General features: G+C 70.4%; 16 protein-coding genes and 3 tRNA genes. 16 read left to right on the forward strand and 3 right to left on the reverse strand.

Annotated elements, in window-relative coordinates; genetic code table 11:
- The first annotated feature begins 3 nt into the window (after positions 1 to 3).
- The 5 genes from MTQ12_RS08670 (at position 4) to MTQ12_RS08690 (ending at position 4497) form a co-directional block, all read left to right on the forward strand.
- Positions 4 to 1335 carry a hypothetical protein gene (locus MTQ12_RS08670; RefSeq protein ID WP_247618291.1) on the forward strand — a complete coding sequence of 444 codons (1332 nt, stop codon included), beginning with the start codon at positions 4 to 6 and terminating at the stop codon, positions 1333 to 1335.
- A 104-nt stretch (positions 1336 to 1439) separates the two neighbouring features.
- Positions 1440 to 1512: transfer RNA gene (locus MTQ12_RS08675), tRNA-Thr, on the forward strand.
- 26 nt (positions 1513 to 1538) lie between these two features.
- Positions 1539 to 1612 (forward strand) — tRNA-Met (locus tag MTQ12_RS08680).
- 166 nt (positions 1613 to 1778) lie between these two features.
- Complete coding sequence (locus MTQ12_RS08685) at positions 1779 to 3227, forward strand: phosphotransferase family protein (protein ID WP_247618292.1); 1449 nt, start codon at positions 1779 to 1781, stop codon at positions 3225 to 3227.
- Position 3228: 1 nt separating this feature from the next.
- The gene (locus MTQ12_RS08690; RefSeq protein ID WP_247618293.1) at positions 3229 to 4497 is read left to right on the forward strand and encodes an acyl-CoA dehydrogenase; all 1269 of its coding nucleotides are present in this window, start codon (positions 3229 to 3231) and stop codon (positions 4495 to 4497) included.
- Positions 4498 to 4515: 18 nt separating this feature from the next.
- Here the strand turns inward: MTQ12_RS08690 and MTQ12_RS08695 are convergent, their stop codons facing one another.
- Together MTQ12_RS08695 and MTQ12_RS08700 are read right to left on the reverse strand one after the other, a co-directional pair.
- Positions 4516 to 6132 carry an AMP-binding protein gene (locus MTQ12_RS08695; RefSeq protein ID WP_247618294.1) on the reverse strand — a complete coding sequence of 539 codons (1617 nt, stop codon included), beginning with the start codon at positions 6130 to 6132 and terminating at the stop codon, positions 4516 to 4518.
- The gene (locus tag MTQ12_RS08700) at positions 6129 to 7082 is read right to left on the reverse strand and encodes a cyclase family protein (protein ID WP_137318000.1); all 954 of its coding nucleotides are present in this window, start codon (positions 7080 to 7082) and stop codon (positions 6129 to 6131) included. The genes MTQ12_RS08695 and MTQ12_RS08700 overlap by 4 nt, the downstream gene beginning before the upstream one ends.
- A 144-nt stretch (positions 7083 to 7226) precedes the next feature.
- Here MTQ12_RS08700 and MTQ12_RS08705 point away from each other — a divergent pair, with 144 nt between their 5' ends.
- From MTQ12_RS08705 to rplA, 10 genes are all read left to right on the forward strand, one after another.
- Positions 7227 to 8084, forward strand: a complete 858-nt coding sequence (locus tag MTQ12_RS08705; protein ID WP_137317999.1) for a TetR family transcriptional regulator — start codon at positions 7227 to 7229, stop codon at positions 8082 to 8084.
- 169 nt (positions 8085 to 8253) lie between these two features.
- Positions 8254 to 8706 carry a MaoC family dehydratase N-terminal domain-containing protein gene (locus MTQ12_RS08710; protein WP_137317998.1) on the forward strand — a complete coding sequence of 151 codons (453 nt, stop codon included), beginning with the start codon at positions 8254 to 8256 and terminating at the stop codon, positions 8704 to 8706.
- Complete coding sequence (locus tag MTQ12_RS08715) at positions 8703 to 9203, forward strand: MaoC/PaaZ C-terminal domain-containing protein (RefSeq protein WP_247618295.1); 501 nt, start codon at positions 8703 to 8705, stop codon at positions 9201 to 9203. Before MTQ12_RS08710 ends, MTQ12_RS08715 begins: the two co-directional genes overlap by 4 nt.
- The gene (locus MTQ12_RS08720; RefSeq protein ID WP_247618296.1) at positions 9200 to 10273 is read left to right on the forward strand and encodes a UDP-N-acetylmuramate dehydrogenase; all 1074 of its coding nucleotides are present in this window, start codon (positions 9200 to 9202) and stop codon (positions 10271 to 10273) included. The genes MTQ12_RS08715 and MTQ12_RS08720 overlap by 4 nt, the downstream gene beginning before the upstream one ends.
- The gene (locus tag MTQ12_RS08725) at positions 10270 to 11994 is read left to right on the forward strand and encodes a metallophosphoesterase (RefSeq protein ID WP_247618297.1); all 1725 of its coding nucleotides are present in this window, start codon (positions 10270 to 10272) and stop codon (positions 11992 to 11994) included. Before MTQ12_RS08720 ends, MTQ12_RS08725 begins: the two co-directional genes overlap by 4 nt.
- 232 nt (positions 11995 to 12226) lie before the next feature.
- Positions 12227 to 12299: transfer RNA gene (locus tag MTQ12_RS08730), tRNA-Trp, on the forward strand.
- Between the two features lie 76 nt (positions 12300 to 12375).
- Complete coding sequence (secE, locus tag MTQ12_RS08735) at positions 12376 to 12654, forward strand: preprotein translocase subunit SecE (RefSeq protein ID WP_247618298.1); 279 nt, start codon at positions 12376 to 12378, stop codon at positions 12652 to 12654.
- 76 nt (positions 12655 to 12730) lie between these two features.
- Positions 12731 to 13657: a transcription termination/antitermination protein NusG gene (gene nusG / locus MTQ12_RS08740; RefSeq protein ID WP_247618299.1), complete on the forward strand. Its 927-nt coding sequence runs from the start codon at positions 12731 to 12733 to the stop codon at positions 13655 to 13657.
- 205 nt (positions 13658 to 13862) lie between these two features.
- Positions 13863 to 14300: a 50S ribosomal protein L11 gene (gene rplK, locus MTQ12_RS08745; protein ID WP_137317993.1), complete on the forward strand. Its 438-nt coding sequence runs from the start codon at positions 13863 to 13865 to the stop codon at positions 14298 to 14300.
- Between the two features lie 71 nt (positions 14301 to 14371).
- The gene (gene rplA, locus MTQ12_RS08750; protein WP_247618300.1) at positions 14372 to 15067 is read left to right on the forward strand and encodes a 50S ribosomal protein L1; all 696 of its coding nucleotides are present in this window, start codon (positions 14372 to 14374) and stop codon (positions 15065 to 15067) included.
- Positions 15068 to 15203: 136 nt separating this feature from the next.
- Here rplA and MTQ12_RS08755 read toward each other — a convergent pair whose 3' ends face one another.
- Positions 15204 to 15809 carry a VTT domain-containing protein gene (locus MTQ12_RS08755; RefSeq protein WP_247618301.1) on the reverse strand — a complete coding sequence of 202 codons (606 nt, stop codon included), beginning with the start codon at positions 15807 to 15809 and terminating at the stop codon, positions 15204 to 15206.
- Between the two features lie 561 nt (positions 15810 to 16370).
- On the opposite strand from MTQ12_RS08755, the gene rplJ reads away from it, so the two are divergent.
- Positions 16371 to 16913, forward strand: a complete 543-nt coding sequence (gene rplJ, locus MTQ12_RS08760) for a 50S ribosomal protein L10 (RefSeq protein ID WP_137320282.1) — start codon at positions 16371 to 16373, stop codon at positions 16911 to 16913.
- Positions 16914 to 16976 lie beyond the last annotated feature (63 nt).

Raw genomic sequence — 16976 nt, forward strand, 5'->3', positions numbered from 1 at the left:
CCGGTGGGACGCTTGCTTGCAGCCGCGGTGCTGACCGGAGCACTGCTCGGAGGCGGCCCTGTGCTCGCGGCGGCGGTGGAGGCCCCGGACCGTGCCGCAGTGGTCGCTTCCGCGGGGAGCGCGGAAGCGGCGGAGGGCACGGCCGAGGATTCCGGAGCCCCCGAGCCGACCGATGCGGAGAGGGTCGAAGAGCTCTTCGAGGGCACCGAGACGACACTCGAGGCCGCGGTGCGGATCGCCGCGGAACTCGACGAATCCCCGCTCTACGTCGATGAGGCCGCGGCGGATCGCTATCCGCAGGCCACCCTGGACGTGTTCGAGGAGAAGGTCGCCGCGACCGAGCACCCGACCTATCTCGTTCTGCTCGGGGTGACCGATTACGCCGATTCCCGCGACCTTCCCATGCTCATCGCGCAGGCGCACGGCGGCGAGGGCGCCTTCATCGTCGTGCCCGCCGACGGGATCCTCCGGCACACCGTCGAACTCGCGGACCTCGACGCGCATCTGGCCGTCGAGCAGCAGTTCGACCGATGGCATCACGATCCCGACTCTCGGGTGTCGAGCGTCGAATGGCTCAACGATGTGCTCGATCGGCTGGCTGACCCGCAGTACGAGGAGTACGAGCCGCCGCTGTCGGACCGGATCCGCCAGGCGATCACCTACCACCCGGTGCGCTCCGCCGTCATCGCCGGGGTGGTGCTCGTCGGGCTCGTGGGCGGGGTCTGGTTCCTCGCCCGGAGGCGTCCGGTGCGCACCCGCAAGTACCGGATCCCCGACAGCGTCATGGCCGCGGCCAGGGACTCCGACCGCAGCAGGATGCGTCGCGTGCTCGGCCAGGACGCGCTGCGGATCGCGGAGAAGCTCGAAGCGCTGCAGACGGAGGGGCTCAGCGCCGAGCAGTCGGCGACCGTGCAGCGCGGGCTCGACGCCTTCGGCCTGGCACGGCGCATCGCCGAGGACGAATCCGCGGCCGAGGACGACCTCGTGGGCTCGCTCGTCCTGTTCGACATCGCAGAGCGGTCTCTCGAATCGGTCGAGCGCCAGCGCTCGGCGCGGCTCACCGGCGGCCGGCCGCTGCGCGGGCCGTGCACGGTGAACCCGCGCCACGGCGAGGCGCACAAGGTGGGGAAGGTCACCGCCGGCGGCGGTCGCGGACTCACCGTGCCGATGTGCGCCAAGTGTGCGCTCGAGCAGCGCCGCGGCCACCCGCTCCAGTGGCTGCGCGTGGACGGCGCCCCCTACCCGGACCGCGACACGGTGTGGGCGCGCACCCTCTACGGTGCGACCGAGGCCGACCTCGTCGAGGAGGTCATCCGCTCCCGCGCCATGCGCTGAGCCGGTGCGAATACGGTGCATCCGGGCCTCCGGATCGCGGTGCGAGACCCCGGTTCAGCCGATTTTGCGTTCACGGAAGCGGGTGTGTAGAGTATCTTCTCGTTGCCCCAATAGCTCAGTCGGCAGAGCGTTTCCATGGTAAGGAAAAGGTCAAGGGTTCGATTCCCTTTTGGGGCTCTCGTACGAATCACGATTCGTGCCGGGGCGGGGTAGCTCAGCTGGTTAGAGCGCACGACTCATAATCGTGAGGTCGCGGGATCGAGTCCCGCTCCCGCTACAGAACAGAAGGCCCATCGGCATCATGCCGATGGGCCTTCGTCGTCCCCTCTTGACCTCGCCCCGTCGTCCGGGCAGACTAAAGTCACTATCCTGAACGTTCGCTCGGTGGATTGAATCCGACGCGGAGGTGCACCGCAGCGCATCGATCTCGAGGAGGAGACGCGATGGGAGCCGACGGCCCGACCGCAGCCCACCCGCCGCAGGCGGACAGCAGCCGGCCGACTGCCAGCACGCACCTCGCCCGCGCCCTGTCCCGGATCCTCGGCACCCCGGTCCACGAGGTCGCGGTGAGCACACTGGCCGGGGGAGCGAGCCGGGAGATCCTCCGGTTCGACGCACGCACCGCCGACGGCACCCTCACCTGCGTGCTCCGGGCGGACCACCGCGGGAACGAGGCGCCGGAGGCGAACGCCGCCGAGGCGGCCGTGCTCGCCGCCGCCGGCCACGCCGAGGTGCCCTGCGCGCGCCTGATCCACGACGACACCGCCGGAGAGCTCATCGGCACGCCGGCCCTCCTCCTCGAGCACGTCACCGGGGAGGCGATCGCCCGTCGGATCCTCCGCGACGAGCGCTTCGCCGCCGCCCGCACCGCGCTGCCCGACGACCTCGCCCGCGCCGCCGCCCGGGTCCATGCGATCGACCCGGCCGCAGTCGCCCGGGCTGAGCTGACCCGCCTGAGCGATCCCGTCGAACGGCTCGCCGCGGACTACCGGGAGATCGGCATCGTCCGCCCCGTCATCGAGGTCTCCCTGCGCCGGCTCGCGGAGACCCGGCCCCCGGTCGGGGGCGAATCCCTGGTCCACGGCGACTTCCGGCTCGGGAACCTCATGGTCGACGAGTCCGGACTCGCCGCGGTCCTCGACTGGGAGCTCGCCCACCTCGGCGACCCGGACGAGGACCTCGGCTACCTCTGCATGCGGGCCTGGCGGTTCGGCGGACCCGGAGAGGTCGCCGGCCTCGGCGACCTCGATGCCTTCCTCGGCGCCTACGCCGAGGCATCCGGTCGCCGCCCCGACACCGCCGCGGTCCGCTGGTGGCAGGCCCGCGCCACCCTGTGGTGGGCGATCGGCACGCTGCGGCAGATGCAGCGCGCCCATGAGGAGCACCCCAACGAGCTCGAGCTGCTCGCGATCGGCCGGCGCTGTGCCGAGCAGGAGCACGACCTCCTCCGCCTCCTCTTCGCCGAGCACCTCGACCCCGCAGCCGAGGCCCCTGCCTCGTCAGCACCCGGGTCCCCCGCGACATCGCGCGGCCCCGGACTCAGCGCCGACGCGCTGTTCTCCGCCCCGACCGCCGACGAGCTCCTCGGCGCGCTGTCGCGCTGGCTCACCCGCGACATCGTGGCCGGTGACGGGACCGTCACCGCGTTCCGCGGCCGGGTGGCCCGCAACGTCGTCGACCTCGTGCGCCGCCAGCGCGCACTCGAACCCGCCGCGCTCGCCGAGGTGTCCGCCGGCCTGGCGCGCCTCGGCGCCGTCGATGAGCACGCCCTCGCGGCACGGATCCGGGAGGGTGCCGACCCTGCCGAGGCCGCCGCGCTCGTCCCCGTCCTCGACGCCATCACCCGCTGGCGCCTGCGCACCTCCAACCCCGCCTACCTCCAGGAGACCTGACATGGACTACCGCCTGCCCGACCATCTCACGACGCTCATGGGCGAGCTCGACACCTTCATCGAGAGCACCCTGCGCCCGCTCGAGCAGACCGACGACAACATCCAGTTCTTCGACCACCGCCGCGAATGGGCGCGCACCGACTGGGACCGGGGCGGCATCCCGCGCACCGAATGGGAGGACCTCCTCGGCACCGCACGGCGGCTGGCCGACGAGGCCGGATTCTTCCGCTACCACCTGCCGCGCGAGGCCGGCGGCTCCGGCGGCACGAACTTCGACATGGCGGTGCTCCGCGACTTCCTCGCCGCCAAGGGCCTCGGCCTCCACTGCGACCTGCAGAACGAGCACTGCATCATCGGCAACAACGTCGGCCTCCTCCTCATGCACGCCTACGGCTCCCCGGAGCAGCAGGCGGAGTGGAACGAGGGCCTCGCCGACGGCAGCCGCCATCTGGCGTTCGGCATCACCGAACCCGACCACGGCTCCGACGCCACCCGCATGGAGACCACCGCGACGCGCACCGCCGACGGCTGGCGCATCACCGGGGAGAAGATGTGGAACACCGGCGTCCACACCGCCGAGCGCGACATCATCTTCGCCCGCACGAGCGGCGAGCCCGGCGACGCCCGCGGCATCACCGCCTTCCTCGTCCCCACCGATGCGCCCGGCTTCGAGGTGCTCGAGTACGTGTGGACCTTCAACATGCCCTCCGACCACGCCCACATCCGCCTCACCGATGTCGAGGTGGGCGGCGCGGACATCCTCGGCGAGGAGGGCCGCGGACTGCAGATCGTGCAGCACTTCTTCAACGAGAACCGGATCCGGCAGGCCGCCTCGAGCCTGGGCGCGGCGACGTACTGCATCGAGGAGTCGGTGGCGTACGCGCAGGAGCGCGCGCCGTTCGGCAAGCCCCTGGCGTCCAACCAGGCCATCCAGTTCCCGCTCGCGGAGCTCCACGCCCGGGCGTCCTCGCTGCGCTCGTTCATCCGGGAGACCGCGTGGCTCATGGACACCGACGGCGCGTTCTCGGTCTCCGACCGGGTGTCGATGGCGAACTACCTCGCCAACCGGCTGTGCTGCGAGGCCGCCGACCGGGCGATCCAGGTGCACGGCGGCATGGGGTACTCGCGGAAGAAGCCCTTCGAGCATATCTACCGCCACCACCGCCGCTACCGCATCACCGAGGGCTCCGACGAGATCCAGCTCCGCCGGGTCGCCGGCTACCTCTTCGGGTTCATGAAGACCCGTGCCCCCAAGGGCGTCGACGCCTGAGCCGGGCTCCCGACCCTGTCAGTCCCGCAGCTGCCGTCGCAGGATCTTCCCCGTCGCCGTCTTGGGCATCTCCTCCATGATCTCCACCTGGCGCGGGTACTTGTACGCCGCCATGTTCGCCCTGCAGTGCGCGATGAGCTCGTCCGCATCCGTGCGATGACCGCTCTTGAGGGTGACGAACGCCTTGACGGTTTCACCGCGGTAGGGGTCGGGGACGCCGACCACTGCGGCCTCGCTCACCGCGGGGTGGCCGTAGAGGACGTCCTCGACCTCCCGGGGCCACACCTTGTACCCCGAGGCGTTGATCATGTCCTTCTTCCGGTCGACGAGGTAGAACCAGCCGTCCCCGTCGACGAACCCGACGTCGCCGGTGCGCAGGTACTCGCCGTCGAAGGCCTGTGCGGTCGCGTCCGGATTCTCCCAGTACCCGGACGTGATCTGCGGTCCGGCGCTGAGGATCTCCCCGTACGCGCCCGGCTCGCAGTCGTCCCCGTTCTTATCGACGATCCGGGACCGGGTGCAGTAGATCGGCTGACCGACGGACAGGGCTCCCGAGGTGGGATCGACGGGAGCCTTCTCCCCTCGCGGGACGCTGTGCGTCGGCGAGGACGTCTCGCTCATCCCGTAGATGTTGTGGACGTACGCCCCGAAGATCCCCTCGAGACGGTCCGCGAGCGCCGGGGCGATCGGGGCGCCTCCGGAGAAGATCGTGGTGAGGGAGTCGAAGTCGCCGTCCTCCTGCGCCGGGCTGTCGGCCAGCGCCATGAGCGCGGTGATCGCGCCGACGGCGAAGACCGGTCGCCGCCTGCGGATCGACTCGAGCATGACCGCAGGATGGAACCGGTGGCTGAGGACGAGCGGGCTCCGGGCCCGGATGGCGAGCATGATGTGCCCGACCATCCCGGTGATGTGGAACAGCGGAGCGATCCCGAGCACCGGCTGCCCCGGTTCGAGCCCGGTGATCTCGAGGTAGCTCTCGGCGTTGAACACGAGGTTCCCGTGGGTGTTCTGCGCGCCCTTCGGCTTCCCGGTCGTGCCCGAGGTGTACGTCAGGACCGCGATGTCCTCGGCGGAGATGTCGGGAGGCACGGACTCCTCGCGCCGCTCCTGCGAGAAGATCGACTCCGCCGACAGGACGTCCGCACCGAGCTCCTCGCCGACCCGGGCCTCGGAGATCTCGACCTCCTCGCCCTGCTGCGTCCACTGCGTGTGCCCACCGACGACGGTGAGGACGACGGCGGTGTCGCCGACGACGTCCTGCGCCACAGCGCGGTACAGGCTCGGGATCGTGACCAGGACGCGCGCCCCCGAATCCTCGAGCTGATAGCGCAGCTCGCGGGTCGTGTTCATCGGGTTGATCGGCACCGCGATCCCGCCGACCTCGAGCGCGGCGATGAGGCCGACGACGAAGATCGGATCGTTCTGCGTGTACAGCGCGACCCGGTCGCCGCGCCCGACTCCCGCACGGCTCAGCTCAGCGGCGAACGTGCGTGCCCGGTCATCGACCTCCGCGAACGTCCATGTCGCGTCGAAGCTGTGGAGGAAGGGGCGGTCGCCGGCCTCGTCCACCGCGGCCCGCCACATCTCGACGACGGTGGAGTACGGCGAGGCGATCGGAGTGGAGAACGGCTTCATCGGATCACCACGGGGTTGACCGGTGAACCCGTCGCCCGGTGGATCTTGATCGGGGCGGCGGTGTAGAGGAAATCCCACCGGTTGTCGGCGGCGCACGCGGCCGCGAGCTTCTCGAGGTCGCAGATCTCGGTGAACACCACTCCGAGATTGCGCATGAGGGCGTTGTGGAGGATGAGGGATGCTCCGGTGTTCGGATCCGTCGTCACCTCGTTGGCGATCGTGTCGGTCACGAGGTTCGGGATCTCGGTGTCGTGGAACCACTCGACGAGTTCCGGGGAGTACGCGAGCCCGGGTTCGCAGAAGTCCTCGTAGAACGCGTCCCCCTCGTCGAAGAAGCGCTGGAGGTGGTTCGTCCGGATGACCAGGATGTCGTGCTTCTCGATCGTCACACCCTGGGATTCTGCGCATTCCAACAGGTCGTCGCGGCCGAAGGTGCGCCGGGATTCGATCGAGTCGACCCCGAAATGCCGTGCCATGTCGAGGAGGACGCCGCGACCGACCACGCCACGATCACCGATCGGTTCGACGCTCGCCTTCTCCATTCCTCCGATGGTGGTGCGTGCGTCGTACCCGTTCCACAGCTGCCCGTCGTACCACACGTGTCCGAGCGCGTCGTACTGTGTGGAGCCCTGGAGGAACGCGAGGAGCTTGTCATCCGCGTAGTGCAGACCGCCCGGGAACTGCGGGGCGTCCTCCCCGTCCCAGGTCGACTCGTCGAGGATCATCTCCCGCTGGGCCGGCTCGCGGCCGGGGAAGACCGGGTCCCCCTTAGGGTCGCCGATCAGCCGCTGCAGAGTGTGGACCTCGCCCGAGACGACGCTGCGAACGCCGCGGAGGACTTCGTCCTTGGTGAGGTAGTTGAGGGAGCCGATCTCATCGTCAGGGCCCCACTTGCCCCAGTTCTTCGGGGCGTCGGCGAGAATCTCAGTCAGGTCAGGAACGTTGGTCATGGCGTCATTGCCTTTCGCGTTTCGACTGCATCTTCACAGATCCGAACGAGCGCTAACTCGAACGGGCCCCCAGACTATGCGGGGTGCGAGTTTTTGTGAAGCTGCGGGGAGTGAGAGCGGCACACGAGTGTTAGGGTTTTTAGCATGACTAAAGACACTGCGGCACCGGCGGAGAGCGGCGAGCTCGGACGGCGCGTCCGCGCGGCCCGCAACTCCGCCGGCCTGACCCTCGAACAGGTGAGCACGCGGATCGGCGTGAGCCCGGCGACGCTGTCCCTCATCGAGCGCGACAAGGTCTCGATCACCGTCGACCGGCTCACCGACATCGCCGCCGCCCTCGACATCGAGCTCGACGCCCTCGTGTCCGGCTCCGCGGTCCCCACCGCGGGCGGGTCCCGCACCGACAGCCGGCACGACCACACGCTGCCAAAGGTGCTCGAGGCGGCCATCACCTGCTTCAACCGCTGGGGCTACCACGGCACCTCGATGCGCCAGATCGCGCAGGAGGCCGGGGTGAGCGTCGCCGGCGTCTACCACTACTACGAGAGCAAGCAGCAGATGCTCGTCGCGATCCTCGACACCACGATGGCGAACCTCATCGAGGGCGTCGAGGGCGTGCGCGCCAAGGTCGCCGACCGCCCGCCGGAGGAGCGCTTCGCCGCCGTCGTCGAGGCGCTCGCCTACTACCACGCGACCGCGCGGAGCAAGGCGTTCATCGGGGCGAGCGAGATGCGCAGCGTCGAGGAGCCGCACCGCACCCGCATCGCCGAGCTGCGCCGCTCCGTCCAGCACATCATCGACGAGGAGGCCGCGGCCGGGGTGGAGACGGGCGTGTTCACCGTCCCCGACCTCAAGATCGCCAGCCGCGTCGTGGCGAACATGTGCACCTCGCTCGCCCAGTGGTACGACCCGAGCGGACCGGTGAGCCCGGAGTCCGCCGCCGCCGACCTCGCCGACTACGCCGTCGCGATCATGCAGGTGGGCCCGCGCCGCTCCGGCTGATCGGACTCCACGCCGAGCTGCGGCGCCGCGGAGTGACGCGGCTCGCACCATCCCGGACCCGTCCGACATGAAGGCGGGGGCCGTCCGCCGATAGACTGCCAGGACCGAGACCGCCGGGTCCGGGCGCCGAGCGCCCGCTCCGGCGGGCCAGACCACCAGAAGGAGCAGCATGGCAGTGAACACGGAGCTGCAGGGCTCGAGCTATCCGCTCGCGCAGCCGTTCGAGGTCACCCGCGAGGCGATCGCCCAGTTCGCCCGCGCCACCGGTGCGAACAGCCGGTCCCACTTCGATCCGGAGTCCGCGGCCCAGTTCGGCTACTCCGACGTCGTCGCCCCGCCCACCTTCGCGGTGATCCCCGCCCAGCGCACCGAGGCTCTCTACATCACCCGGCCCGACGCCGGCATCGACTTCGCCCGGGTGGTCCACGGCTCGGAGCAGTTCACCTACACCCGTCCGATCGTCGCCGGGGACGTGCTCGCGGCGACCTGCCACGTCGACGGCATCCGCGAGGCCGGCGGCCACGCGATGATCACCACCCGCACCGAGCTCACCACCGCGGACGGCGACGAACCCGTCGCCACCGTGGTCTCGACCATCGTCGTGAGAGGAGAGGACGCATGAGCGACCAGCCCACCGGAGTCCCGCGCGAGGAGTACCGCCCCGCGCCGTCCGACATCGCCCCCAAGCTCGCCGACCTCCAGGTCGGGCGCACCGTCGTCACCGCGAGCATCCCGCTGTCCCGCGCGGACCTCGTCCGCTACGCCGGGGCCTCGGGCGACTACAACCACATCCACTGGAACGAGCGTTTCGCCCGCGAGGTGGGCCTCGAGAACGTCATCGCCCACGGCATGCTCACCATGGGCTCGGTGATCTCCCGGATCGCCGAATGGGCGGTGGACCCCGGCGCGATCGTCGACTACCGCACCCGGTTCACCTCCCCGGTCGTCGTGCCCGATGCGGAATCCGGCGCGCCGGACACCCCGACGACCTCGCTCGAGATGACGGCCTCCGTCGGCGCCGTCGACACCGAGGCCGGCATCGCCCGCCTCGACGTCGAGGTGACCTCCGGCGGCACGAAGGTGCTCGGCCGGACCCAGGTCAAGGTCCGCCTCTCGTGAACCTCGCCGAGCTCACGACCTTCCGCGTGGGTGGGCCGGCCGACACCGTCACCGAGGCGCCCACCCGGGGCGCGCTGGCCGAGTTCTGCGCCGCCCACCCGCTGCAGGCCGGCGGGCCGCGCCCGGACGTGCTGTTCGTCGCCGGCGGCTCGAACCTCCTCATCGGCGACGCGGGGTTCTCCGGACCCGTCTGTCTCATCCGCTCCACCGGGGTGCAGATGCACGAGGTCACCCCCGACGAACGGCTCCTCACCGTCGAGGCGGGCGAGAACTGGGACGCGTTCGTCGCCGACACCCTCGCTCGCGGCCTCACCGGTCTCGAGGCGCTCTCCGGGATCCCCGGCACCGTCGGCGCCACCCCGGTGCAGAACGTCGGCGCCTACGGGGCGGAGGTCGCCGAGTCGATCGAATCGGTGGTCGTGTTCGACCGGATGAGCGGCGACGAGCTGCGCCTCGACCGCACCGACCTCGAGTTCGGCTATCGCACCTCGCGCCTCAAGCGCACCGCGGCGAACACCGGGGCGGTGCAGTTCGTCGTGCTCGCCGTGACCTTCCGGCTCGGCGTGTCCCGGCTGTCCGCCCCGGTGCGCTACACGCAGCTCGCCCGCGCGCTCGAGGTCGACCTCGGTGAGCAGGTCGACACCCGCGAGGTGCGCGAGGCGGTCCTCGCGCTGCGCGCCTCCAAGGGCATGGTGCTCGACGACGCCGACCGCGACACCTGGTCCGCCGGCTCCTTCTTCACCAATCCGATCCTGCCCGCCGACGCCGCACTCCCCGCCGAGGCCCCCGTGTACCCCGTCACCGACCCGGTGACCGGCGCCCGCGACCCGCGCCTGGTCAAGACCTCGGCGGCATGGCTCATCGACCGGGCCGGGTTCGGCCGCGGATTCGGGCTGGGGGAGCGGTCCACCCTGTCGCAGAAGCACACGCTCGCCCTCACCAACCGCGGCGATGCCCGCGCCGCGGACATCCTCGAGCTCGCCCGGCACATCCGCGCCGGAGTGCGCGAGGCGTATGGGATCACGCTGGAGCCGGAGCCCAACCTCATCGGGTGCAGCCTGGACGCATGAGCCCTCTCCTCACCCGGACCCCTCCCGGTGGGCGCCCGGGGCGGCGGACGCACCGATTCGACGAGCCGCGCGCACTCGCCCGCACCCTGTTCCGCGTGCTGCCGGGCCTCGGGGTCGTCCTCGCCTGCCTGCTGCTCGTCGCGCCGTGGGCCGTGCTCACCGCCCGGACCGAGGCGAACTTCGGCCCGCACATGGCCGAGTACTCGCTCACCACGGATGCCGCGGTGACGATCGACCTCGGGGCGCTCGGCAGCGTGCGGATGCCGGCGGCCGAGCTGCTCCCGTTCGGCCTCGGCGCGCGCATCGACGTCGGCGAGATCCCGGCGGAGTCCGCGCTCGGCGGCACCACCCTCGACGCGCTCGGGGAGGACGTGTCCGCATACGCGACGTTCTTCTCCTCACCCGAGGCGCAGTTCCGGATCGTCGCCCGGGGACTCGCCGCCGACGCCCTCGCCAGGGAGGCCGGGGCCGGGCTCGGGCTCGCCGCCCTCATCGGCGTCGTCGTCGTGATGCGCGGGCCGCCGGACCGCAGCACGCCGCGCTCGCGGCGCCGCACCACCATCGGACTCGCCTCCGGCACCGCGCTCGCGTGCCTGCTCGCCGTGCTCCTCGTGCCGATCCAGCGCCCGCAGCCGATCACCGCCAACCCCGCCTTCGCCGGCACCCCGCTGGCCGGGGCGGAGGTCACCGGTCGGCTGTCCGGGGTGATCGACGAGGCGGTGGGGCTGGTCGACGGATTCATCGAGGACAACGACGCGTTCTACGACCAGGCGCTGGCCGCGCTCGACACCGCCTGGACCGAGCGCCCGTTCGACGCCCGCTGGTCGGCGGCCGCCGCGCTCGTCCCGCCGCCGGACCCGCGGACCGGCGGACACAGCGGCGAGGTCGTCACCGCGGTGCTCGGCTCCGACCTCCACTGCAACGTCGGCATGGCCCGGATCGTCGGGGACGTCGTCGCGCGCACCGGGGCGGACCTCTACCTCGACGGCGGCGACATCACGATGACGGGCACGCCGGCGGAGAACTACTGCGTCGACGCGCTCACCCACCAGCTGCCCGACCGGCTGCCGCGCGTCCTCGTCAAGGGCAACCACGACTCCCTCGGCACCGCCCGGCACGCCGCGAGCACGGGCTGGACGGTGCTGGAGAACGGGACCGTCGAGGTCGCCGGCCTGCGGATCCACGGCGGGTCGGATCCGCGCCGGACGGTGTTCGGCGTCTCGGAACCTGTGCTCGAGACCGGGGAGACCGCCGCGGAGTTCTCCGCGCGGATGGCCACCGAGGCGTGCGAAACCGAGGCCGACATCACCCTCATCCACGACCCCCGGCACGCCCAGCCGGCGCTCGAGACCGGGTGCGCGCCGTTCGCACTCAGCGGCCACTGGCACCGGAAGGTCGGCCCGGAGCCCTACGCGCGCGGCATCAGGTACGTGAGCTCGACGACCGGCGGGGCGCTCGCCGACGCCCTCACCCCCGGCCCGCTCAAGATGCCCGCCGAGCTCACCGTCATCCGCTTCGACGCGGACACCGGGGCGCCGCTCGACCTCCAGGTCGTCACCGTGGACATGGACGCCGGGGTGACGTTCTCCGCCCGGGAGGCAGTGCCCCCGCCCGGCCCCTGGGCGCCGCCGGCGGAGCAGGAGGACGAAGAGCAGGACGGGGCGGAGGACGCGGAGGTCAGTGTGCAGGACGCGCCGCCGGACGGTGCGAACGGGCAGTGACAGCGCCGGGGCAGTGATCGCGCCGGGGCAGTGCATGCGGGCGGCGCTGCAGCCGGTGCCCACCTCGGCGGCCGGTGACCACCTCGATGGGCGGTGACCGGCCCGGATGCCGGTTCCCGGCGGGCGCCTCGGCCCCGGGTGCCGGCCCGGTTCGACGGCGAGGCGGCGGAGACTGTATGCTCGTGCCTTGGCGGTGGGCCCTCCGCTTCACGCGGGTGCCCCTCCACGCCGAAGGGGTGTGGCGCAATTGGTAGCGCAACGGTCTCCAAAACCGTAGGTTGCAGGTTCGAGTCCTGTCACCCCTGCTCAGGCTTCGCCGGTCGGTTCGACGATCCGGCTCGGCGGCACAGGACCATTTCAACGACGACCGAGTGAGGATGCGTGGCAGACACACCTGCAAAGGCCTCGGGGGCTCGGCGAGAGCGCTCCGCGGACCAGAAGAAGCGCGGGCTGTTCGGCGGCCTGCTCCAGTTCTTTCGCGAGGTCGTGGCCGAGCTCAAGAAGGTCGTCACCCCGACCCGCAAAGAACTCATCAACTACACCCTCGTGGTGCTCGCCTTCGTCGTCGTGATGATGCTGCTGGTGACGGCCCTCGATTTCATCTTCGGCAAGCTCGCCGGGACCGTCTTCGCAGGAAGCCCCCTCTGGCCGCTCTGGTGAGCCGCCCCCGCATCGCAACAGCGCGCTGAGCGCGCAGACCTGGCGCACGCCAACCATTCATTCACAAGGAGAACTGGTGTCGGACAACACCCCGGAAACCGAGAACGTCGAAGCCGTCGAGCCGCAGGAGACCCCTGCCGAGGAGCCGACCGGCACGGTCGACCCCGCGCAGACCCCTGACGACGCCGCGACCGAGGGTGCCGAGTCCACCGGAGCCGCCGCCGAGGAGCCGACCGCGGAGTCCGACGAGCAGGCTGCCGACGAAGCCGCCGAGGCACCCGCCGAGTCCGCTGAGGCCGACGAGCAGGCAGCCGACTCCACCGAGGCCGGCGATCAGCCCGCCGACTCCACCGAGGCCGAGGGCGCGGATGCCCCGGCCGAGGACGAGGTCGACCCGGCCGAGGAGTTCAAGGCCGAGCTGCGGATGAAGGAGGGCGACTGGTACGTCATCCACTCCTACGCCGGCTACGAGAACCGCGTGAAGGCCAACCTCGAGAATCGGATCGTCAGCCTCGACATGGAGGCGCACATCTTCGAGATCCAGGTCCCCATGGAAGACGTCGTGGAGATCAAGAACGGCCAGCGCAAGCAGATCCGCCGCGTCCGGATCCCCGGCTACGTGCTCGTCCGCATGGACCTCACCGACGAGAGCTGGGGCGTGGTGCGCCACACCCCGGGCGTCACCGGATTCGTCGGCAACGCCTACGACCCGGTCCCGCTGCGCCTCGACGAGGTGTTCTCCATGCTCGCCCCGGTGTTCGAGGAGCAGCAGGCGAAGGCCCAGGCCGAGGCGGGCGCCGGCGGCGGTTCCCAGGCCGGCACCCCGATCTCCGTCGAGTTCGAGGTCGGCGAGTCCGTCATGGTCAAGGAGGGCTCCTTCGAGGGCCACCCCGCCACTGTGCAGGAGATCCGCCCCGAGTCGCAGAAGCTCACCGTGCTGCTCTCGATCTTCGAGCGCGACGTGCCCGTCGAGCTCGGCTTCGAGCAGGTCGCCAAGATCTGATCAGCACCCCTCATCGCTCACCGCGGCAGGCGCTCGGCACGGTCCGGGCGCCTGCCGCGTTCCCGGACCCGGAGGCGCGGATTCGCGCCGGCGGGCGTTCCGTGGAACAATGGTGTGGTTTGATTGCCGTTTCTCATCGGCTTCGGCGATCACCTGCCCTGCAGCACTCGGCTGCGGGGCCGACGAAACAGAAAAGGACCGAAACATGCCTCCCAAGAAGAAGGTCACCGGTCTGATCAAGCTCCAGATCCAGGCAGGTGCCGCCAACCCGGCGCCTCCGATCGGCCCGGCGCTTGGTCAGCACGGCGTCAACATCATGGAGTTCTGCAAGGCGTACAACGCCGCGACGGAGAACCAGCGCGGGAACGTGGTCCCGGTGGAGATCACGGTGTACGAGGATCGCTCGTTCACCTTCATCACCAAGACCCCGCCGGCCGCAGAGCTCATCAAGAAGGCTGCGGGCGTCAAGTCCGGTTCGGCCACCCCGCACACCGACAAGGTCGCTCACCTGAGCGCCGACCAGGTGCGCGAGATCGCCGAGACCAAGATGCCCGACCTCAACGCCAACGACATCGAGGCCGCCTCGAAGATCATCGCGGGCACCGCTCGTTCGATGGGCATCACCACCGACATCAAGGCCTGATCCTCTCGGATCGGACCCCACCAGTGGCAGGGCCTGCGCGGCCCGGACCACGACTGCAAGGAGAGAAGCAGATGGCACAGCGCTCGAAGGCCTACAGGGCCGCCGCGGAGAAGATCGCGGCAGACACGTTCTACGATCCGGCACAGGCGATCGCCCTGGCCAAGGACACCTCGGTGTCGAAGTTCGACGCGACCGTCGAGGTCGCGTTCCGCCTGGGCGTCGACCCGCGCAAGGCGGACCAGATGGTGCGCGGCACCGTCAACCTCCCGCACGGCACCGGCAAGACCGCCACGGTCCTGGTGTTCGCCGCCGGCGACCGTGCAGAGGCTGCCCGTGAAGCAGGTGCCGATTACGTCGGCTCCGATGACCTGCTCGAGAAGGTGGCCGGCGGGTTCACCGCGTTCGACGCGGCCGTCGCCACCCCGGACATGATGGGCAAGGTCGGACGCCTGGGCAAGGTGCTCGGTCCCCGCGGCCTCATGCCGAACCCCAAGACCGGCACGGTGACCATGGACGTGGCCAAGGCCGTCCAGGACATCAAGGGCGGAAAGATCGAGTTCCGGGTGGACAAGCACTCGAACCTCCACTTCATCATCGGCAAGGCGTCGTTCGACCAGCAGGCTCTGCAGGACAACTTCGACGCCGCGCTCGAAGAGGTGCTCCGTCTCAAGCCGTCCTCCTCGAAGGGCCGCTACATCTCGAAGGCCACGATCTCGACCACGAACGGTCCGGGCGTGCCCGTCGACGTCAACGACCTGCGCCCCTGACGCAGGCCTGAACCACCGCCGACCGGCGGGGTGCGGATTCCTCCGCACCCCGCCGGTCGCCTATTCACGGGAGTGATGGCGGGCTGCTCGAGTGACGGCGCGCGGGCAGTGCGGCGCGTGGGCTGTGCGGCGCGGTTCAGTCCTCTGCGCGGCGCTCGATCCACCAGTCGCCGAGGCGGGAGATCGCGAACCCGAGCACGATCGACAGCACGATCGCGATGATCACCGCGACGATCGTCGGCACCGGGATCCAGCGGGCGGTGAGCCAGCCGAAGCCCACGGAGTACAGCGCCCACACCACCGAGGCCGTGGTCAGCGCGCCGGTGAAGTCGCGCAGCGACATCCGCCCGGCGCCGGCGATGAGGGACACCGCGGTCCGGCCGAGGGGGATGAAGCGGGAGATCACGAGGACTTGGAGCGATTCGGACTCCATCCGCGCATCGATCCGCTCGAGCCGGCGCTGCGCGCGCGGCGAGGACAGGAGCGGCCACTGCCGGAAGTCGAAGCGGGAGGCGAGAGCGTAGAGGATGAGGTCCCCGGCGATCGAGCCGGCGATCATCGCGAGCACGAGCCCGAGGAACGACGGCTCCCCGCTCGTGGCGTTGAGCGCGCCGAGGCCCACGAACAGAGCCGTCGAGGGGACCGGCGGGACGATGCCGGCGATCGCGTTGACGACGGCGGCGATGGGGTACACCGCGAGCGTCCCGGCGAAGCCCGCCACCCATGCACCGATCTCCTCCACCGCCCCAGGCTACAGGTCCGCCCCGGCGGATCCCGCCTCGGCCGCCGCACACCCCGCGCCCACCTGCCGCTGCTGCTCGGTCCCACCGTCGACCTGCCGGTTGTGCTCGAGATCCAGTCCCGGAATGGAGCACAACCGGCAGGTCGACGGATCGATCGAGCACACACGGCAGGTCGACGCAGGCGGGGTGCGGGCCGGGAGCACGGACCGGGTGTTGCGGTGTGCGGCTGCACCGTGCCTCGGGGCGCCGGGTGGAGCGGCGGCTGCAGCACTGCTGCGCGGTCCCGGTGCAGCCGCGGATTTGGCGTCCGGGGGCGGATTTGGCGTCCGGGGGCGGGTGCACTAGCATGGAGCCTGCCCAAGACCGTCGGTCCCCGTGGGAATCACCTCATCCGGAATCGGATGACCGTGCCCGCGGGCGAAGACTCGCAACGAGTGGCCAGCGCAGGTGTCATGAGAACGACGATCCGGATGCTCGCATCCGCAGTCCCAGCGTTCCGTGCATTCTGCGCGGAGCGCTTTTTCGTGTTCTCGGCACCGACACCGTACGAAAGGAATACCATGGCGAGGCCTGACAAGGCAGCGGCAGTTGCGGAGCTCAAGCAGTTGCTCGAGAACTCCCCGGCTGCAGTGCTGACCGAGTACCGCGGTCTCACCGTCGCGCAGATGAAAGACCTGCGCGTAGCACTCGGTGAGACGGCAAGCTACGCCGTGGTAAAGAATACGCTCACCGCTATCGCTGCCAAGGAAGCCGGCATCGAGGCATTCGACGGACTCCTCAACGGACCCTCCGCCATTGCCTTCATCACCGGCGAACCGTCCGAGGCCGCGAAGGCGCTGCGTGACTTTGCCAAGGCGAATCCGCAGCTGGTCATCAAGGCAGGCTACCTCGAGGGGAAGCCGCTGACCGCTGACGAGATCACGAAACTCGCCGACCTCGAATCCCGCGAGGTGCTGCTTGCGAAGGCAGCAGGTGCCATGAAGGGCAGCCTCTACAAGGCCGCCTACATGTTCACCGCCCCGCTGGTCAAGACCGTCCGGACCGTCGACGCTCTTCGCGAGAAGAACGCCGGCTCCGAGGCCGCCGCGACCGAGGACGCCTGAGTTTCACCCCTGTAAACCACCCCGGCTGCGATCGTCAGCCATGTAAGGAAGGACATAGCCACC

The sequence above is a fragment of the Brevibacterium sp. R8603A2 genome, from assembly GCF_023072605.1.
GTDB lineage: Bacteria > Actinomycetota > Actinomycetes > Actinomycetales > Brevibacteriaceae > Brevibacterium > Brevibacterium pityocampae.